This is a genomic window from Cupriavidus sp. SHE, from assembly GCF_000812445.1.
Lineage (GTDB): Bacteria > Pseudomonadota > Gammaproteobacteria > Burkholderiales > Burkholderiaceae > Cupriavidus > Cupriavidus metallidurans.
Genome location: NZ_JWMB01000076.1, coordinates 1 through 20,641, shown reverse-complemented (window position 1 = coordinate 20,641; position 20,641 = coordinate 1). Strand labels below are relative to the sequence as shown.

Sequence of the window (20,641 nt, the reverse complement as noted above, 5' to 3'; positions counted from 1 at the left end):
GTGATCACCTACGCTACAATCTCCTGACCGCGCAGTACCACCTTCCTTCCCTGATCACGTTCGCCGAAACCGCTGATCACCTTCACCGAAATCCGCAGAGAAAGCTCAGAAGCTGATGCATCAGCTCAGCATACTCCCCGATCTCCCAATACCTGATGAAACCCGGAATGGGTTGATTTCCCCTCCCGTTAGACGAAGTGAAGCCGTACTGCTCGAACGCCGCATTTTTCTGACTCATCATGAATCTCCGTGATTGGACATTCCATGGATAAGCCATGTAAATTTTAACTACCCTCGCGGATGCCAACGCACCACGGTCAGGAGTGTTTTATAGCCGATAATTAGGAAAGACAATCTTAATATAGGAGCAACCTAGCAAAACCAACTTGACAAAGAGTATAAAGCGCGAACTCTGCTGGCCTAATGCATGAAAATTATCCGCAGCACCCCAGCTGAGCATGGCAATCTGCGCAAATGACATCGTTACCGAATTATCCCGAACCAAGCGCAAAAAAACGGCCTCCCAAAGGAAGCCGGCATACCGCTATCGGGCATTGCGCACAAAGTACAGAGCAAGGGCACACCCGTCCTAGCGCGTACTCGGCCCCGGCGCGAATGCGGGGGCAGGCGTTGCATACGTTGGTCGCTTCTGTCGCTCGCGCTTCATTTCAGAGCACCCCAGTTTTGTCCCGCGACCTGCCTTATCAAAGCCGCGCCCCGTTAGCAGATCGCTTTTTCCATAGCGCCTCGCGCCACCCTTAATAAGCGATGGCGAATGCTTCGATGGCGTGTGCAGCATCGCAGAGAACACCATCGTGGCAGCTGCCGTCAAAAGATTCCCCGCCTGAACACTTCCGTCCCGGACCAGCCCGACAAATTCAGCCTTCGACGGAAATCTGCCGAAATCCTGCATGTGCCAGACCAGCCAGTTTGGCGGGTAGGGATGAAAATTACCGCCGTTCAATGCCAGGGAAAATCCCGCGTCATTTGTAATGACCTTCCAGCATGCACCGATATGCCGTGCAATAGCATCCACCTCTGCACAGCGCTTCGCGTCAAAGAACATCACGAGATCGTAATGCAGCGCGATACTACCGCCCACCACCTTTTGCTTCTGGATAGTCGGTAATCGCTGCCTGAAACTGGCTCGAAAACGCTCCTGCAGTACCCAGAAATGCCCGACGGATTCATTCAGTAGCGCGTCGTGGCGCCGATCTCCGACCAGACGACCCAATGCCTTGTGCATTTTCTCACCAAGAAAATCAAGTCCGTGGCGTTGCCGAATGGATAATCGCACAGCTACGACCGCCAAACTCTGATGGTGCTTCAGGAGTCCGCGGATCAGCGCTGTCACACTGGCGCCGCGCTTCTTAAGCTTCGCCGACTCCCTCGCCACCTTTGACCGATACCCCCTGCTGCTCACAATCTCGGCGATCTTGTCGACGGCCGAGTTGAAGCGCTCAGCCGCGGGCCAAACCAGCGCTGTCATAGCCTTCCTCAAATCCAACTCAGACACACCCTCCGCGGGTGGCAACCCTGTTGGCGGCATTTCCACAAAAAAGGCGGGATACGCAAACGAAAGCGCCTGCCTGGCCGCTTCGATACTCGCGCAATACTTCGATGCCTGATACTCGGGAACGCAGAGCAAATGGTAAAACGCCCGCATTACAGCGTAGAAGTTGAATGCCGTCCGGCTCTCGGCAAGGACCATGACCGCTTCCGCCTTCTCGAACGGATCTCCTTCGACGAAGCACGCTTCAAGGGAGAATTTCGCGCCCCAGTACGACCGGGACTTGTGGTGATTGTCCGCGATATAGCGAACAACCTCGTCGACCAACGTCAGCGTCTGCTGCGGATGCTGCAGCAAGTATTCGCCTTCCCTGCCCCGGGCGGGCTCCATTAGAACCTGGACGACCTCGCGCGTCACCTCCTCTTCGACGCCGTCAGCGTACTTGTACACATCGGAAATGCGGATAGCGCGCTCGCCATCCGGCTTGGCACTTCTTCTTATCAACATAACTTGCTCTCCAAATTTTGGATTCCGGGATCCATTTGCCTGACAGCCTCAAATCTGGCTCGTACAAAAGCTTTGCACCGAAGTCTGCTCACCCTAAGTCTGTCAGCGGAAATCGATGCCCATGCAACGGATCACAACGAAACGAGGATTGAGACGGAATAGAACGGATTGCTGCGGATGCCCGCTCGAGGCCGATCGAGGCGGAATCAAAGGGTGTGAAACCCTGGATGCCCACTGTCGAACGAAAGCGCTGGCGCACTCAGGCCCCTGGATGCATCCGCGGCATAGAACCAGCGCCCGGGCGCTGGCGGCCAGATCCGTTCACGTAGACCCGCGCCCGGGATTGATCCACGATGGCATTGGCAGCGTCGTCCTGTTCCGCTTGCTGCTGACGATCTCGCCATTGCCAGGATCTGCCGTTTGGGCGCTTGAAGGGCGTGAACCCCTCGACAGCAATGCCTTTGCGGGCGTACTTGTTCAGAGTGTCGGGCAGTAGGTTCGTGAGCCCAGCGACTTCCTCGGTCGTGTGATAGCCGCGCCCCTCCGGCGTCGTCTGCACTGGTTGACGTCCTCGCAGCTTCTGCTGCCCGGCTCCCGGCTTTGTCTGCGCTACCGATTCCGCTTCCACTGCATGGTCAACCATACCTGGCAGTCCGGCTTTTTCCGCATCAATCCGCACCGATGTCGACGCACACCGGTCCTTTTCCTGCATGAGCGGAAATTCAACAGCGCACTGGCCAACCATCCGATCGCGCAATCCGTTGAGTAAGCCAAAAGGAACCAGAGCTGGCACCGACAAGCCAACCGCGCTTCCGATGATGAGAAGCCACTGCAGGTCCTTGAACGAGTTGAGGGTGCACGCCCTTCGTACTTGAGCCCACCCGCCGCCTGCCTTAAGGGTTGCCAAGGGTATTGCTGGGCGCAGCAGATCCACCATGGCATGTGGGGAAGCCGCACCTTTGCCCTTTAGCAGCCTCAGATAGCCGCCGTGAAGATTATGAGCTGGCGGCAGGTACCCGTCTGGATCCATCGACGTACCACCCTCAAAGGAATTTGCCGAATCGCCGGCAGCAGCGCTCCCACCCTTCTGGCTATCATGGGGGACGAAGCCCGCGCACAGCATCGCGGTTTCTTCCCGCGTCCACGTCGGCTTGGCGAGCCACTGCGACAGGACAGGATTCACGCGATCGTAAAATGCCAGGAGATCCTGGACGGTGTGTTCTTTCTGAATCTGAGCCATGAGTTCTCTCCTTCCTTCAGTTCGCCGTGGCCGGGCGGCTTTGCGCGATTTTCGCGCGCAGATACGTTTCGATCTCTGATTCCACGAAGAGCGTTTTAATGCCGATTTTGAATGGCTTCGGGAATGTCGCATCGAAGCGCGGCGACTTCTTGTCCATCATTTCGTAGATTGATGCACGCGAGCGGCCGATACGCTCGGCCACTGCCTTAATTGTTAATGCTCGGGTCGGCGCCCACCCCGCGTTATTCATGATTTTCTGACTCCTTTTTGTCGCGTTTGCAAAAATGTCGCTTGGACAGAAAAAGTCTAGAGAGACGACGAATTGGCCGCTGATGCACTGCTATCCAGTGAAAAATCATTGCTTAGTTATGATTCTTGACAGCAGGATGCAGATGTGGATGAGCGCGAGCGGATCTAGACGAGCGGAAACCAAGATCCAATCGTTTGACCAATGGCCCGACCTGAATTTGCCTATTGACTACGCCGAAATCGGGACATTCGTGATGCCCACCTCGCGTTCCCGGCAGCATCGGGAGTATCAGGAGCGAGAAGCGTCGCGGCCGCCTGGGAAGGCGGCCGCGGATAGCTTCGCTGGATGGAGGGTGATGGAAGGAAGGGGGCCGCACGCACAACGCGCGCGCGATAGCTAATCGAAACTACGGGGCAGGCGCCGCGCACTTCCCCTTTTAATCATTGCCTGAGGGACGGCCCAAGGGCAGCTTGGATTTTGGTATTACGGTGATCAGTCAGCCAACGATTAAGCGTTTGGCGAAAGCTATCCTCAACCAGGATACCACCGGAAGCCCGGTTAAACTTGTAAAGTGGCTTTTCAACGGCTTTGATGATCTGCAACACGCTAACCCAATCGCCCTCCGGCCGCAGTTCCTCGATCATTTCAGCCAGCTTATCGCGCGTTGGATCATTGGTCCTCCCGCGATTCTCGCCTCCCTTGCGCGCATCATCAACCCGACTGGAATCGAAAGATGGATCCCGATACGATCCTTCGTACAACCCCATGTCATGATTTGCCACATAACAACGATACCAAGCGGAATCCGTGGCACCAAAACTCATTGCCTCTTCAGCACCAATCAACTGGATGCATGCGCGGGCAAGGTATGTCCTTCTGAGGCTTTCCTTCGCGACTTCAGGGAACCGCTCCTCGAGCTCGTCATCCGCATAAGCACTATCACGCGCGAGCGCTTCCAGCGCAGCCCCGCGGTAAGTCGACAGCGGGATGTCCGCCATCTCCAAGTAGGACTCAATGCGTCGAGTCAGAGACTGAATGCACTCAGGAAGTGACCGCTCCTCTCGGATCGGGCGGAAAATAGTCTGCTGTGAATTCGACATTTTCATTGATCGTGACAGTAGTAAGTCGATCCTAGGCGCCCTTCGTGACATTTTTTTGAGCGCGACGACAACAATCCCGCGTACAACACCAACCACAGCGAAGATGGCAGTGTGATAAGCAAGCTAGCGAAGGATAAAGGGAAGATCGCGGCGGAGCAGTGCCGCCAGTTCGTGATCTGGAAATCTGTCCACAGCCGCCTTCCATACGCGGCTAGCCTCTTCCAACTCCCCAGCGTTCCAATGCACGCCACCCATGTTGAACCACGCCAGTTCGTAGTCGGGATTCAACGCAATGGCCTTCAGATAGGCTTTGATCGAGTCCCGCACGCGCCCCAATTTTTCGTAGGCTACTGCGACCTGAAACCAACTCATATCGTCAGGCCGAATCTCTTCTGCTTGGGGTAGCAGAATCGGCAGACTCTCTCCTGGCCGGTCGAGAAAATTCAGAGCCGTGCCAAGGCAATAGCCATAGTGCCCGCCCGCCAGTTCATACGCCACTCGAAAGCACCGTTCTGCTTCCTCCCAGTTGTCCTTTTCCTGCGCCCAGTGCCCGAGACGATCCCATAAGTGAGCCACTGCCTCGCCCCGCACATGCTGGATACCGGCCTCGAATTCAGCCTTGAACGCAAGATAATTCATATCCGCGGGTTGATCTTCCGATCGTAGGTACAATCTGCTCAGGAGCCGTTCTCGCACACCGTCGGGACAGTTCGGATGCGCCTTAAGATATCGGTCCCAGAACAGAATACTCAGCCTTGCATTTTCCGGTGAAGTCCGCCCGAAGCTCGCGACTTGCCGACTACACCATGGCCAGATCCAGGCCTCTTCTCCAGCATCGCCCAGCAGCATATTGATCTCGCGAAATGCCGCCTTCCCCTCACCTAGATTGAAGAGCGCATTTATTCTCCAGCCCGAAACCGAAGATCGTTTTCCCTGTATGCGCTCGGCGAAAACCACTTGATCGAAATATTCGAGCGCCTCTCCGTACTCACCCTTTCGGAGACAATGAAGCCCCATGGCGTAGTGCGCCTCTGGAAGCCGGGAATTGTGACGCAGCGCCTCACGGAAAGATTCGGCCGCCTTCTCTGCATCGCCAAGCTTTTCATAGCTGGAGCCAACGTTCTTGTGGCACTGGGCCAGCAGTACAGCATCTTCGCCGACGCTCAGATGCCGAAGAGCAGCCTCATAAGCCTCGGCAGCATCCTTTTCTCGACCTAACGCCGAAAACCCGTTGCCAATCGAATAGTGGAGGCTTGCCTTATCATGACGGCCAGCATCGAGCTTGGACACGAGATAAGAAATGCCGTCGGCGATGCGTTCGGCGTTACCGCCCTGCCTAGCCATACCGAGGTTGATTTCCGCCATGTAGCAGAAAATCATCGCATCGTGGTCTGGTGGAAGCACGGCCCCGAACTTCTCAAACGCGGCGCTAATCACGTCATCAGCGCCGCTCTCATACAGGCTGGAAAGCACCGCTGCAGTCTGCGCTTCATCTTCCGAAACATGTAAGTCTGGGAGGGCAACTCTTACGAGACCTGGCAGTTCTTCCGGGCGAGCGGTTGTTTGTGCGACCCGCATATCTCGCAATGAAGCCGCACCGGATCTCGCCAAATTCGCTAGGGACTTCAGGCGTGCGCCCGTGAGGATCTCCGAGAAAGCCACCGTGAGTGTTTGCTGCAAGGCCCAACTCTGCCCGCTATGCTCATACCGCCGTATCACGGCGTCCGCGGAGCAAATCCGCAGCGTGTCGGTCGGCACGTGATAGCAGACGAAACACGAATGAGGCTGCATTAGTAGGTAATTCAGATTGGCCCGCCGAATCTCGACACTGACCGAACCGTCCGCATTCGCGGCCCGCTCGGTCCCTTTCAACTGGATGTGAATTCTGACGTTTGTCGCGCTTTCACAAACGATAACCTCGATCTGACAATCGATTCCATAATCGTTGCGATCCGCACCCTGCAGGACAAAGTCTCCCAAACTCGATAGAAAATTGTGGAAAGCGGCTTCGGCCTTGCTCTGCGTTACATGGTTCTTATGACGCCTTGGCAGATCATTGAGGTGGTCCATACTCTCTCTTCTAGCACTTAGCAAATACACATGGCACTTCCAAATCGACAGTAGCAATCCCTGCGACGATACCAGCTCTCACTACTACCATTCGTCACCCAAGAACCGCTACCGTTGAGTCCAACCAGCAATCGATCTGAAGAGTGCCACGCCGAATGTCGATCGATCCTGGACGCGGCAGAATTCTCAAGTCTGTCATCGATCTTGGAATACACCCGCCCTAAGCTCCACTGACAGCGGTATGGGCCATTTTCCACTGGAGAATGGCCAAATTTTTACGAGGTCTGCTTGCTCCCTGTTTCATCTTCAAGAGAATTCGCGCTGCCCTGTAGAAGTACTGCTAGGCCTTCAGCGCGACGCAACCAACGCCGCCTGAACTACGAACATATGCGCCGGATCGCAACATCAGCGACTCTCACTGGGAAGGAAGCGCTGCTGGCGGGCGTTTCAAGTTCTTCAACCGTCGAGCTTGATCCTCAACCGCTTGCGAAAACTGTGGGTCGGAGAGTTTTTTGGCGAACCAGGAGTACTGAGCATTCATCGACGAACCTCGTATCCGTACGGCGAACTCCTGCGGGGACGCTATCAGCGCGTAGTGAGACATCCATCCAAAATCGTCACCTTCCGTATAGACGGCCAAAAAAACCTCCAGTCCTTCATCGGTTGAGCAGACTTTGCTAACGCCTTCATAGGCTTCGTCGTAAGCGTAGTTTAGCTGAGCAAACCGGTAAAGAATGGCATGCATGCGGGGCTCCTCATGCAATTGGTCCGATGCAAGCGCCTTTCGCACCCGCTCAGACCATATCTTGATAGCGTTGTCGACTGCAATGCAGTCCGGCACAAGTTGATCCTTCTGTGGTTTCTGCTTCTCCGGGTGGACATACCATTTCCCTTGTTCTGCCGCTGCCTCGAGGAGGATAGATTCAGAGATAGACAATGGTGCATCCTCGATCGCGCGCTGGAATGCTTCGATTCGCGCGTCACCTGCAGCCATGGCGATGAGACGTCGACAGACCTTCACAAAGAGCTCAATTAGCTCCTTCGTCTGCTCTGTGGCACGCGTAGCTTGCTTCGCGCGCGTTACGATTGTTTCCATGCATCCACAAATATCCGGACTCGCACATGAAGGCAGATAGTTGTAGGCCCATTCGAGCGTCATAGCCATCTCAATCCCATCCAGGGCATCGGCAAGCCTTTCAGGGTGCCGCAGGAGGGTGTGTATATAAGCAGCTTCAGGAACAGACTCCAGCGACATCATCCGGAAGTAACGTGCAAGTCGATCTGGATCGGCAATATGAAGTTCGTCTTCGGGAACGCGATCAGCGCCGCGATCCGTGGAAGGAAATAAAAACTCACAGGCCTTCTTAGCAATTGCGAAATCAGCCTCGTCCTTTGGAAGGTGCTTTTGCCAGCCGGCTGTGCCACGGTCGCGTGCGGCAACTAACGATGCCCACGCCATCCAGTCTCTCGATTGATCATTAGTGGTGGTGTCGTCCCGGAACGGATGGCCGGTGAAATCGCTCGGGTGGAGATGCACGACCTCCCGCAGCTCAGGGAACCGTTGGGATATCGCTTCGAAGATCACCACGTCGATGACATTCACTTCATGCCGTGTTGCGGGAAGGCTCAGCATTAGTCTGTTTGCCAAACGTACGACGTCTCTCGGATGTCGCGCAATCTGCGCAAGAAGGCTCAGCGCCGGCGCGTAGGCTGCAGCCTCAAAGGATCGAAGCTCAAGGCCGAGAGCCGTGAAGAGACCTTGCAGCTTCTTGCCGGCGAATGTTCGCATCTGATACTGGAATAGCGGCGGAATGGGATATGCCACCTGGACGATCTTCTCCAGATACGAGTTGCCGGACGCGGTATTTCCGTTGCCCAAGGCTGCAGCTACGACCTCACGGTCATACGCGATCAAGTAAGTGGTTCGGGGAAAGTCCGCAACTGCCTTAACTGCTTGCACAATGATGCGAATCTCATCAGCAGGCAAACGATCCACATCGTCGATAACAACGACAAGAGGTTGTCCGAGTTCTCGAAGCGCTTCCGCGACGTCAGCCTTGCGCGTGGCAAGGTCAAGGGATGGCAGGACTTTCTTCAAGTCACCAACAGCTTCGCCCGCCTCCTTCGCGGCAGATCCAGCTGCGTCGGCCAGCGAAGATACGTCCTCTGCAATATGGCCAACGAAGCCGCCGCCAGGAAGGTACTTAAGATATTTAAGATGTCGAAGCAGGCCAACGTAGTTAAGTAGCTTCTCCCCAACCTTGACGGCTTTCTCCGGAGAGAGCGAATCGAGGTTGATCGCGGCAGCGATCTGGGTCACGAGCGCCTCGATTAGTACGCCTGTATTGCTGACCATCCAGGGATTAAAGTCGACGACAATGACCTTTACTTCGCTATTTTTTTGCTCTGAAAGGGCCTTCTTCACAAAGCCTATGACTGTGCTCTTACCGGTGCCCCAGCCTCCCTCGATGCCAACTACCAATCCGTCAGTCGCGCACACCGTGCGCAAAGCAATAGCGAGGTGTGTAGCAAACTCGGATCGGCCAAGAGAGTCCTGCTCAGCAGGACGATCAGCACTGTAATTTGAGGCGATTTCAGTTCGATTCATTTGGATTGTTCGGTCGTCGTATGAACTTGATGGACCCATCCCATTGCGGACCATCATGCAGTTCTACTGCAGTAGACACGAGCTTTTGCCGGGTCACAGCAATTTGCACATCCGCGATCCCTTTCGCTTCTTCACAGCCGTCACCAAGGGCGCCCTTCTGCGATGCCATCACCCGTGGCATCCGCTCACGGGCTACGTAATCAGACACCTCATCGAGATACTCTTGATCCGGAAATAGACTTGACGGAGCAATCTCGCACCGGCGCTCGCTCCATCCACTCCTGGGCATACCCTGCCTTTAGCTCTCGCAACAGCCTGAATGCGCGAGCAATATCGGCCTGCACCGGTGCCTCCAGCATGCCCGCGCATTGACCGATTTGATCCTCGTACAGATCATGGCGTTTGCCTCGGATGGTGGCATCGCGAAGCCAGTCTAGCTCGGGTAGAACCAGGCCGGCCAATCTTGGTAACTGGGACGCAATGAATAGGCCTGCCGGGTCGAAGTCGGTGAACGCAAGAACCTGTGCAGCGTGACCGGCGATAGCTTCACTCGCGTCATTCAAGCCAAACTTCGTGTCGCCACGGAATATGGCGAGCGTCGGAAGTCCAGCGTATTGAATCCAGCGATACCGGCCCAGGTATCGGAATGTTTCCAGGTTCTCGACAACTATCAGTTGTTGACACTGGATGCGAACAACATCTTCCACGCACAACACCGTGTAGGCACCATCCGGAAGCACCCCCAGGGGCTGCCCATCCAGGGAGCATGCGCCAAAGGCAGACCGGACGGCCACGGCGTTGCCATGAGGCCGGCTACCCAGCGCCTTTTCTGAAATCCCACCATAGTCCACCGTATCCGCGCGCCGCAGCGACCCCTCGGTCCGCTCACGCGGGATATCGTGGTTGTCCAGCATTCTGGCCGCCGCGTCCCAGTCCGCGGTTGAGTAGAGAAATGACCGCCCAAAGGCCTTGCCAATGCCATACTCACGCGAGAAGTACATGGCCATGTCCCCTGACCGACGCCTTTCCGGCCGATCCGCAACGAGTCTTTGCAGGAACCCCACCTGCGGTGCGTTCAGGATCATGCCAATCCCTGCGCTAGCACGTCATCCGATATCTCATTCGAATAGCGTTTGGGCGTCCCGGCACTAGGCAGGAAGGTGAGACGAATGCCTTCGTTCTCCAGCTGAATGGATGCATAGAGCAACCACTCTTCATCGGACAGAAGATCGGATTCCGAGACCTGCGCTTCTTTCCACATCCGCAGGGAAATGCCCTGCGAAGTGCTACGCAGGTCTTCGAGGAGCGCCTCGATCATCGCATCATGGGGCTCGAGTGGCTCTATCACTGCATCGCCCTCCTCTTCCTCGAGGATGGCCAAAGGCGGTGGCGGCACCTCCGCTGGTCGCTGGATATCGCGCGCAGGCAGCTTCGCTATCGCCTCACGCAACAACTCATGCTCAGTCTCCCTTGCATCGCGTACATCGATGTGCGCGCGAACGGCGAGCGGCTCCGAAAGAAAGAGCGTCTCCGGGGCATTGTCGAGCCCCACCTCAAAGCCCGATGCAGAACGGTTCTGACGCAGCCAGTGCGAAACTCTGCTCAGTTTACGCACACGCTCTTCGAGGCGGCGCGCCTTGAAGAGCGACCGATTGATGGAAGCCTGGGCATCCTTGACCTGGGAAGTCCAGGCTAGCAGTCGGCTCGTGAGACGCCGGCGGACAATCGCCCGCACCTCGGTCAGGCCGGCAGTGAGTGCCTCGCCATCGATGTCCTCGACAAGGCGATTCACCTGCTCCATCTCGTTGAGCGCTTCCCCAATCTCCCGAATGTAGTATTTGTTTTGCCTAAGCTTCGCCGAGAAGCTGGAGACGTCGCCGTACTGCGTCGAGACCAGTGAATGCAGCAATGACAGATTGCGCTCGATGGAGTAAGCAATGTCCATGACAGCATCGATGAACTGCTCAAAGAGCGCATCCCTGTCAGTCGGATCCTCGTCGTCATGGCGGAACTTCATCTCCCGCCATAGTGCGCGCGCCTGCTGGATCGAACCGGACAAGCGGGTAAGCGCCTGGAAAGCACGATAGCTTACGAGATGGTCTGCAATGAAGTCGCGCAGGCGAGGGTTCAGGCGATAGATCCCCTCGTCCAGTGGCTTGAGTGCTCGCAGATTCGACAGCGTGTCAATGCGCGCATTGTGTGCGCCCAACTCCAGGCCTCCGGAGAACGCGGCCGTAATCAGGTCATCATTCTGGTGAAGCACACGCAGAAGCTTCCCGATCTGGTCGTTTGTGTCACGCATCGCCGATCCCATCAAGCAATTGCTGCTCGTCACGGACCTGGTCGTCCACACGCTCGACCATGATCACCTCATGTTCCGCGATGTACTCGACCACCGAATACAGATACTCGATCTTGCCTGTGACTTGATAGATCTCTGCCTGCGAATTCACAAGTGCAACGTAACCAGCGGCTCGAAGCTGCTCAAGCACGCGGCGCAGATTATCCCGAATGGATGCGCGGGGATTGAAGTTCTTGATCACCGGCGCGAGATCGCGAAGCTGGCTTTCAAGCGAAGCGCTCTCGATAATAACCTCCTCCAGTGACGCCAGGCGAATCACATCGCCGGGAGACAATCCGATTTCCACCGAGTTCGTCTGCCGGATCATATCGAGCAGCAATACGGCTGGCCCGAACACGTCACGAAACCTGCTGAGTTCCTCCTTCACCCGACTGACGGCAAGATCTGTCAGGTCCAGGGGCGCCATATAGAAAGCACCATCATCGGGATTCGTACGCGCCAGTCGGTAGCCAAGCGTTTTCATCGTCTCGGCGACGAGATCTCGATTCTCTGGTAACTGCAGCAGGTTGTATTCGGTCTGGTAGGCGATCGGACAAACGAACGCACCGGACAGTAGGCATTTCAGGACTTGTGCGATCACAGGACAGCCTCCTCGCTGACATCGCCAGCCGCGGCTCCCGCCCCTGCTCCGGCTGCCGTCGGTCCGTGTGCAAGCGCCTGCGACTGCGGTGCAAACATGCGAATCACCCCCATGTCCTCAAAGCGATACCGCTGCGCGAACCGGCGGTAGTGTCGCGGATTCAGATCGGGCGATGCCGTGATCACGTCAATGTAGTTGTCGCGCAACATGTCCATGAGCGCAACGAAATTCGGACCATCGAACTTCCCAACCTCGTCAGTGACCCACGTGACGTACAGTTCGTCCTTACCGCGAATCATATTGAGCATGCCGATCAGCAAGGTGATCAAGATGATGGACGTGAGCCCGTTGGACGAGACGTTTTCCAGCTCGGCCTCCCGCTGAAAGACCTTCTCGATCTCGTTTTCGAAGACCCTGCCCTGGATCCTGATGTGCGAGCTCAGATCTACGTCGATACGGCCGCCAGACGACAGCGCATTGGCAAATTCCTGCAGCACTATCTCTGCCTGCACGTCCGGCACTTCCGTTCGTGTGCTGACGCGCCCCAGCGTGATGTGCGTGTTTGCAGCGTAGCGGCTCACGGCCTCAAGCCTGTCCACGAACCCGAGCGTAGAGAAGTCAGTCACCATCTCAATCTGCAGCCCCTTGACCCGCTCAAAGTGCTCGACCGCATGAAGACCTTCCGCCAGCCGCTTGTTGAAGCGCTTAATCTCGGTCTCGAAACCCAGAATGGCACCATAGAAGTACTCGATTGTGTCAAGAATGGCGCGCAACGTATTGTTCAGATTGCTGACGATCTCGGTGGGGATCTTCTGGTGACACATCGCCAGCGCGTTGGCCTGATCGATGCTGTCGCCCGATACGACTTCGGAAAGGCTTTTCTCGACAAAATCCTTGACATCGCTTTCATGCGCAGTGAGGACGTTGCGTACTCCATTGGCTAAATGACCGACCTGACGCTTCGTCTCCTGCAGCCTGTGACGCGCGGTATCGACGGTCGTCATCATCTCCGTTGCGCTCATCTCCGGCTGGATTGAAACCTGTGCGGAAGCATGGCGCGGCAACTCGTCACAAACAGGACGCAACCTGCGGCATTCATCAGTGAGCGCATCAACCGTTTTGTCCAGTGCGGCACGCTCAGCCGTGTAAGCCTTCTCCGTTGTCCGGCACGCTGCCTCGTGAGCCTGCAGCGCCTGGGTCGCCTGAGACACGGCCGTGTTCGCCAAACCAAGCGTTTCCTGGAGCTGTACCAGTTTCAGCGGTCCGTTGGCATTCATCCAATCGCGCCAACGCGCGACCAGGGGTGCCTTGTCCTGGATAGCGTCGAGCGCACCGTCGATCTCAGCCTTCTCCTTGTCCCAGCCCTTGATCTTGTCGGGATCAATGTTCGCCTCTTTGAGCTTCTGGCTTCGCTGATTCTCCAGGGAAGTGAGGTCGGCCTGGGCCCTGCTGCGAATTTCGTCCGCACTCGCCTTGAAGCCTCCGACTTCCTTTTTGTGCGCAACATCCATTGCCCAAATTTGGTCGTCAAACCGCTTGGCGACAGACCTAAGTTCCGCGTCTGAATGCCGGACGTGCTCGGATTGCTTGCCACGGGCACTATCAATGGCGGCGTTCAGTCGCTTGACTTCCGCATTCCACTTGTCGTGCTCCTGTTGACGAGCAGTCGAAAGGGCCTTTTGCACACGCTCAAGACTTTCGCTCCGATTTGTCTTGTTTCGGCTCGCGACTGATACCTCGGCCTTCGCAACACGCAACTGCCCATCAGCGGCCGCGACCAGCTTGACCGCGGATTCCTGTCGAGCACGCAAGTCATCGATCTGTTGCTGCGCAGCTGTGTATCGCTGTTGTGCGGCGCTGAGGCGTCGCCGGATCTCTTCCTCGTCGGCCCACGATGGGAGCCCGATCTTTTCGAGATCGAAACTCCAGCCGAGGATCACCGACGGATCTGCATCCGCATCGAAACTGGGCCGCAGATCGTTGCGGGTCAGAAGCAATGGGTCGACGATCTTGGCGAGCGCCTCCCAGTCATGACGCGGGCGCTTGCGCAGCGCAGCCATCAGCGTTCCATCGTCGGGAGATAGCTGCTGCTCCAGAGACTGAATCTGCCGTAGCTCATCAGCAGCTTCGCTTTTCGCGCGACCGTGCTCACGTTCTATCCGTTCGCTATCGATCCGAGTATCGGTCAAATCTTGCTGACACTGAGATTCCCTGCCCATCGCACCCTGCAGTGCTTCATTGGCGGCGGCGAGCTCATCATGCAACTGCGCAACGGCTTCACGCAAATCCGCTGGCCCTTCGACATGCTCCAGATGAACCTGGGCACCGGCACGCGCTTCACTCTGCGTCGTAAGCTCTTCAGCAAGCTCGGATTGGCGCGTCGAGTGCCGCGCTCGAGCCGCATCCAGGGCTTTCTCCTTCTGCTCGGCGACCACCTGGGAAGCCGCCTCATGGCGCTGCTTCGCCTCTTCTGCGAGCGCCTCCACGCCTGCGACCGACTTGTCCCGGGCCGCCACCAGTCGCTCGCGCGCGGTATGGATCTCCTCGTCAATAGCCGCCTTGGTCGAGGAAAAGCGAGCAACATACAAACTCTGTTCATTGACAAGCTTGTCTCGCTTGGCCTTGAGCCCAGGAACTTCTCCCTGCCGCGCTGCCCAATGCTCGGCACGCTCATCCTCGAACTGTTTGCGCGTATATTCTTCATTTTGATACGCGGTGTTCGCCGTGCGTTGCGCACCGTGCACAGTGCCTACGGCCGTAGACAGTTCTTCGTGCTTGCGCTGCTCTTCATCGACGCGCTGAGCCCGGATGCGCTCAGCCTCGTTGCGCGCGTCCGTCGCACTACCGAGCTGTACGGTCTTGCTTGCGTGTAGCGCATGGACTTCCGCGCCCAGGAGCCGCAACTCATGCTCTTCCTTCCAGTATTTCGCGAGACTTACACGGATCTGCGCAACTTTCTCAGACTGATTGAACGCCTTCTCACAAGCTCGACGGTTGCGGATCCAGTCATTGATCTCGGACTTGGTCTGCTTGAGCTGCAGCTTGTTACCACCCGCAGGACCGTTGGCGCCGGTTTCCTCATGCACCATGCTGACAGCCACCTGGATCAGGTCACTGAAGCTGACATGCTCCTTGACCACAGACGCAACGAGGCGATCCAGGTTTGGCATTGCTCGCGGCGCGAACGAATAGCTGCGCGCAAGTGTCCGCAGCTTCTGGGCATCCTTCGTGTTACCGCGTAGATTGAGAATGATGGTCCGATACTCGGCGGTGGTTAGCTTTGGCGTGAAGCTAAAGCCGGCTTCACGGGCCGCGGCGGTAGTCCCCTCGTCATCGAGAAATGTTCCATTCACGTCCACAAACAGCGCTCGACTGAATCCGCATTCAAAGAGTCGGTACTCGATGGCGTCTGGATTGTCGCGGCGCGCGCGCAGCACCGCGAGCCGGACGTCATGCGCCTCGGACGCGCCTCGCTGATACTCGAACACAATCGCACTCTCGGGCGTCGGGAGAATGAATCTGGCCATGGATTTTTGGCCATGGCCTGCCTGGATGATCTGACTAGGCAGGTGCCCGAGAAACAAGGGGGCAAGTCTCAGTGTTGTCGTCTTGCCAACGCCGTTTGGCCCGACTACGGCAGCGCCGCCGCGCGGATCCACGTCCGAGATGCGCCTTGAGGGCCTTTGCTTATTGGTACCTGCATTGACCAGGTACATTCGTCTAACGCGATACACGACTCTCCCTTCTGGTTCGATCCGCTGAACGACGAAAGCCGTGGCTGGCATGACCCGAAGCAGCAGAATGCGGTCCCTGTGTTTGGCTGGGATATTCCAGCTCGATCCTTTTCGGGACATTCTATTCGAATGCGAAGCGCCCGCCGCACGCCTTTGCAAGCTCAACCGTCTAAGTAGACAGCTACGGTCTGGCGGCCGATACCGGTTGATCAGGCAGGTCAACGCACGTTTGCGGCGAACAGGCTCAAGGTAACCAAGCGCGCGTGATGACGTGTTTCGCGTGGGCTTGTGGCGCAGGCGGTCGGTTGGCTACACTTCTTACTGGTCTTCGTCGGAGCAGCCGGATTGGTCCCAGCGCGGCCTGGCTGGGCGAGAACGAAGCTTGATCTGACCGCCGGGTCTTGCCGCCGCTGCGCTTCGATACTCCCGCGACCAGCAGGAGCGTTGGCTTCTGCATCCGTGCGGACATAAACCAGCCTTTCCATCCGTCAATGCGAAATACTCCAAGCTGCCATGCCAAAGCGCGACGCAAAACCTACGAGCAAACGGAGTCAATCGCCTAGCGGCTCCATGGAGCCCAAGCGGCGCGCGGCGAAGATCTCGATTGAGCGGTTCGGCAAGATCATTCACCTTCTCCGTAAGCGCGGTCCCATACCGATGGCCACGCTAAAGAATGAGCTTGAGATATCTGAGGCGTCCGTCAAAAGGGACATCGAGTTCCTGAAGAACCGGTTCGGTTGTCCTATCGAATGGAGCGCCACTGAACGTGGACGTGGCTACGTCATTCGTGATGACCTAGCTGAGGGCGGCCGGTTCGAACTGCCAGGTATCTGGTTCAGCTCTGCCGAAATCCTCGCCCTTCTCACCATGCTGCACTTGCTGGAAGGCATTCAGCCAGGCCTGCTCGACGACGACGTTGCACCGCTGCGAGACCGCTTGCGCGCGATGCTGACGCAAGGCGCAGTCGCGTCTCCCCACATCGAGGAACGGGTAAAGCTCATCCACTTTGCCCCTCGAGCCATCGAGCCGGAGCACTTCCGCCGCGTGGCCGGTGCAGTTCTCGAGGGCAAGCGTGTGGCGCTCACCTACTGGAACCGGGACAAGCAGGAGCTCACCGAGCGCGTGGTCTCGCCGCAGCAGATGGTCCACTACCGTGAAAACTGGCTCCTTGACGCATGGTGTCACCAAAGAAATGCGCTACGAACATTTGCGCTGGAGGCGATCAGGGAGATAACCGTGCTGCCCACTGCGGCTGAACGGGTCTCCCGGAAAGACCTGCGCGTACACTTCGAGAGCGGGTACGGCATCTTCGCGGGTCCCGCGAAGCACCGCGCCCGCATCAAATTTACTGCCAAGCGAGCGCAATGGGTGGCGTCCGAGCGCTGGCACCCAGATCAAACAAGTGTCACGACAAGCGACGGTGACTACATCCTCGAAATCCCCTACTCGAACGACCAGGAGCTATTGATGGACCTGCTCCGCCATTGCCCGGAAGTGGAGGTGCTTGACCCACCCGAGCTTCGCGAGCATCTCCACGCCGCATTGTGCGTCGCGGCGGAGAAGAATCGCCCGCTGACCGATCACTAGGTCACTATTTGAGCTAGTCCACCCTGCAGAATTGCTCCATGCCGGAAATTGGTTTCGGCAAGGAGAAATCTTATGAGAGTGAATTTTGCGCACGTTCGAGAGCGTGCACGCAACGGTGGCTGGATCAATTTTGCCGTTTTCGATGCAAGAGCCAGCTCTGGCTCGTCGCCTGACAACAGCCAGCTGTTGGCTCAGTTGACGGCTCAAGCACGGGCATCGAATCTGCAGGTGGATCAATCGGCACTAGCCTTCATGGCCAACGGCCGCCTGCAGTTCTTCGGCAGTCCCAATCTGGTCGATTTCCTGTCCCACTCTGGCCTGCCGCAGTGGACCCATAGCTTCAACGTCTAAACCAGCGAGTAACGAAATGGCTAAGAATCCTCCTATTGGCGACAACGCTCGACGTGGCGCGGTACGTGACCGGTCGCAAGTCTACAATCCTGTCACCCAGAACTGGACGAAGCGCGACACGGATACCGGCCGGTTCATGGATCAGAAGAAGGACGGTGATCCGTTCAAAGGAGTTCGAAAAGAACCCCGGAAATGACGGCGCCCGCGATCCCATCCGCAAAGTTTGGGATCGCAACAACATCGACAACTATCGCCTGGGGCGAACCGAGAGCAATTGAAACCAGCTCTCGTCCCGCGCCAGCGCAGTTAGCGCTGCACCTGCTGTACTGACGTCTGCGCCACCCAGCACAGCGTGTTCACCAAGGTCATTTGCTCCGGCGTCTTGCAGCGAATCGACGTCAACTCGGGCGAGGCCACGAGCAATGCTAGGGACTTCGCCCTTGACAGGGCAACGTTCAGACGATTTTTGCTAAACAGGAACTCGATGTTTCGCGGCAGATAGTCTGCGTTGGACGTTGCCATGGAGATGATGACAACCTGCGCTTCCTGCCCCTGAAACTTGTCAACTGTGCCGATCCTGGCATCAGCCGGCAGACATTGCCGCAGGAGATTGACCTGCATGTTGTAGGGGGCCACCACAAGAATGTCGTCCGGCGTAAATCGGCGCCGACTCCCCTCGCCGTCCAGAAACTCCTGCTCGAGCAAACTTACATAGAGGTCCCGAATCACATCGGCTTCTTCCTGGCTTTCCTGAGCGTTGCCGTCGTGGATGACCGGAACGAACCTGATGCCCGAAGGCGCAAGGGCTGAGTGCGCTGCCTCGTTGAGGACCAGGCCTTGGCGCGCCGTCTTCTCGTGCGAAGTCAGTCGGCCGTCGTAAATGGCTTCGGAGATGAACTCGCACACATTAGGATGCATGCGATAGGTGGTGTTCAGGAAAATGCCTTGCGCCGCCGGAATGGTCGACAACCCGTCGAGAAGGTACTCAAGTACCGACTGACCTGAGTTGCCCGGATGTACACCTTTTGTCGGCTGTCCCAACTGCATCTGATCGCCCAACAGGACAATGTTGCGGGCCGAAGTACCCATGCCCACCACATTCCCAAGCGACACCTGTCCGGCCTCATCGACAAACAGATAGTCAAGCTCACCTTCCAAATCCTCACGCGAGAATACCCAGGCGGTACCGGCAAGCAGTTGCGCCCCGCTGCCAGAAACCTCCTCATTCTCGAAGACGTCCTTAATCAGTTGCCCCTTTATCCAGCCATCTTCCTGGTCTTTAGAGGATTTTTTGACACCAGAGAATACGAAGTCCTGTTCCGCGGCAGCCGTCTCCAATGCCCGTAGCAGATTGTTGATCGCATGGTGACTGTTGGAGGAGACTCCTACGCGCTTGCCCGCCTGCAGGAGCGCAAGGATGACCCGGGAGCCGGTGTAGGTTTTCCCCGCGCCTGGAGGGCCTTGCAGAAACAATGTGGTCTCTTGCATGCCCAACACAGCCTTGACCACTTGTGGCAGGAGGGGGGCCGCCTCGTCGACGAGCGCCTGGCCTGCCGGAATGTAGTGGATCCGGGGCAGACGGCGCCGCAAAAGATCGTCAATAGCCTGGAAGCGACTCGCCGCGTTTGCCTGCGCGTCCCGCAGCGACGCAGCGTAACGAAATACGGCATCGACAATGACGTCGTAGCCCACTGGCCGGTCCGGCCCCAACGCCAGCACCTCAGGCGCTTCGTTTTTCGCTCCCAGCGTAAAGGTGAGGCGCCCTTCGCCATGTTGCACCTGAACGTTTGACAAGCTCTTCGCGGTCCGCAAATCCATCGCTTTGGGTCCGCGCAGTTTCGTCTCTTGCGGTGGGAAGCGATAGGTGTATCGGTAGGAGGCCTTGACCTTCTCCCGCTCGACTGTCAGGTCCAGTGTTGCACCCCCGATGCATTCGACATCCTCGATCAGCTCTGCCTCGGTCATGTCCATGCGGTCGAAGTAGGCCCACCACTCCGGCTTCTGTTCGCGTCGGTGGTAGTCAAGAAGCTGAAAGGTCAGCAATCGATGCTGATCCTGCTCAGTTCTCTCATCCTCGCGCTCGGGTATTCCGCCGCACAGCGTCCGCTCAAACTCCTCGAGCCGGATTTCGATGGGCTTCTTCTCACCGATTGCTACCGTCGGGGATCCGGCACCACTAGCAGACGCCGCCAAGGTAGCCCAAGGCATTGCCTCCGGTCGCAGCTCGCAAAGCCATTGATGCAACTTGAAAGTCGACAGGACATCATCGCGGTTGTAATCCGCGATTTCCTGGAGCAGTTTGGGCTCCTTTGTCTCCTTCCATTTTTCATAGTAGAGAATGCTGGCGCCCGCATTCGTCACGCCACCCACCCGCTGATCCAGATAGAACTTCTCCACGTACTTGATGGAGTAGCTGGGCTCGGAGATCAGCAAGGCTTCGCGCACGACCTTGTAGAGATCGACGAGCTTACCCCTGCGCAGCAGACCATCCACCTCGGCTTCGCGGGTGCCATGCATCGACATCAGCTTCTTCAGGGCCGTCGCCTCATAAGCCGCGTAGTGATAGATGTGTGCGTCAGGGTACTTCTGCAACCGTTCGTAGACGAAATCGACGAACCGCTCGAATGCCAGCTTTTCCTCTGCTTGCGTATTCCGCCGAACCTGGACACCCGCTCCGCCGCAAACTGGGCACCTGTTCCAACGCAAACTGGACACGCGTTCCAGGCCAAACTGGACACTACG

General features: G+C 57.1%; 14 protein-coding genes. 2 read left to right on the top strand and 12 right to left on the bottom strand.

Annotated features, from left to right (window positions below):
• Positions 1-589 precede the first annotated feature (589 nt).
• The 11 genes from RN01_RS30070 to RN01_RS30020 form a co-directional block, all read right to left on the bottom strand.
• Positions 590-2,017 carry a hypothetical protein gene (locus RN01_RS30070; protein ID WP_024570099.1) on the bottom strand — a complete coding sequence of 476 codons (1,428 nt, stop codon included), beginning with the start codon at positions 2,015-2,017 and terminating at the stop codon, positions 590-592.
• Between the two features lie 259 nt (positions 2,018-2,276).
• The gene (locus tag RN01_RS30065) at positions 2,277-3,257 is read right to left on the bottom strand and encodes a hypothetical protein (RefSeq protein ID WP_024570100.1); all 981 of its coding nucleotides are present in this window, start codon (positions 3,255-3,257) and stop codon (positions 2,277-2,279) included.
• Positions 3,258-3,273: 16 nt separating this feature from the next.
• Positions 3,274-3,507 carry an AlpA family transcriptional regulator gene (locus RN01_RS30060; protein ID WP_024570101.1) on the bottom strand — a complete coding sequence of 78 codons (234 nt, stop codon included), beginning with the start codon at positions 3,505-3,507 and terminating at the stop codon, positions 3,274-3,276.
• Positions 3,508-3,947: 440 nt separating this feature from the next.
• Positions 3,948-4,607 (bottom strand): hypothetical protein, encoded by a 660-nt coding sequence (locus RN01_RS30050; protein WP_024570103.1) that lies wholly within the window; start codon positions 4,605-4,607, stop codon positions 3,948-3,950.
• Between the two features lie 123 nt (positions 4,608-4,730).
• Positions 4,731-6,677 carry a tetratricopeptide repeat protein gene (locus RN01_RS30045; protein WP_024570104.1) on the bottom strand — a complete coding sequence of 649 codons (1,947 nt, stop codon included), beginning with the start codon at positions 6,675-6,677 and terminating at the stop codon, positions 4,731-4,733.
• Between the two features lie 415 nt (positions 6,678-7,092).
• Positions 7,093-9,285, bottom strand: coding sequence for a P-loop NTPase fold protein (locus tag RN01_RS30040; RefSeq protein ID WP_024570105.1), 2,193 nt, complete (start codon positions 9,283-9,285; stop codon positions 7,093-7,095).
• Positions 9,272-9,454 carry a hypothetical protein gene (locus RN01_RS34435; protein WP_164846258.1) on the bottom strand — a complete coding sequence of 61 codons (183 nt, stop codon included), beginning with the start codon at positions 9,452-9,454 and terminating at the stop codon, positions 9,272-9,274. Before RN01_RS34435 ends, RN01_RS30040 begins: the two co-directional genes overlap by 14 nt.
• 40 nt (positions 9,455-9,494) lie before the next feature.
• Positions 9,495-10,370, bottom strand: a complete 876-nt coding sequence (locus RN01_RS32655) for a hypothetical protein (protein ID WP_024570106.1) — start codon at positions 10,368-10,370, stop codon at positions 9,495-9,497.
• Positions 10,367-11,587, bottom strand: coding sequence for a hypothetical protein (locus tag RN01_RS30030; protein ID WP_128646656.1), 1,221 nt, complete (start codon positions 11,585-11,587; stop codon positions 10,367-10,369). The genes RN01_RS32655 and RN01_RS30030 overlap by 4 nt, the downstream gene beginning before the upstream one ends.
• On the bottom strand, positions 11,580-12,227 hold the full coding sequence (locus RN01_RS30025; protein ID WP_017514487.1) for a hypothetical protein: 648 nt from the start codon (positions 12,225-12,227) through the stop codon (positions 11,580-11,582). The genes RN01_RS30030 and RN01_RS30025 overlap by 8 nt, the downstream gene beginning before the upstream one ends.
• Positions 12,224-15,943 carry an ATP-binding protein gene (locus RN01_RS30020; protein ID WP_189443341.1) on the bottom strand — a complete coding sequence of 1,240 codons (3,720 nt, stop codon included), beginning with the start codon at positions 15,941-15,943 and terminating at the stop codon, positions 12,224-12,226. The genes RN01_RS30025 and RN01_RS30020 overlap by 4 nt, the downstream gene beginning before the upstream one ends.
• A gap of 588 nt (positions 15,944-16,531) precedes the next feature.
• Here RN01_RS30020 and RN01_RS30015 point away from each other — a divergent pair.
• Positions 16,532-17,548 carry a YafY family protein gene (locus RN01_RS30015; RefSeq protein WP_017513043.1) on the top strand — a complete coding sequence of 339 codons (1,017 nt, stop codon included), beginning with the start codon at positions 16,532-16,534 and terminating at the stop codon, positions 17,546-17,548.
• 72 nt (positions 17,549-17,620) lie between these two features.
• Positions 17,621-17,899, top strand: coding sequence for a hypothetical protein (locus tag RN01_RS30010; protein WP_017513042.1), 279 nt, complete (start codon positions 17,621-17,623; stop codon positions 17,897-17,899).
• A 306-nt stretch (positions 17,900-18,205) separates the two neighbouring features.
• On the opposite strand, the gene RN01_RS30005 is transcribed toward RN01_RS30010, so the two are convergent.
• Positions 18,206-20,641 (bottom strand): DEAD/DEAH box helicase (locus RN01_RS30005; protein ID WP_052261205.1); only part of this gene is annotated, 2,436 nt, incomplete at its 5' end.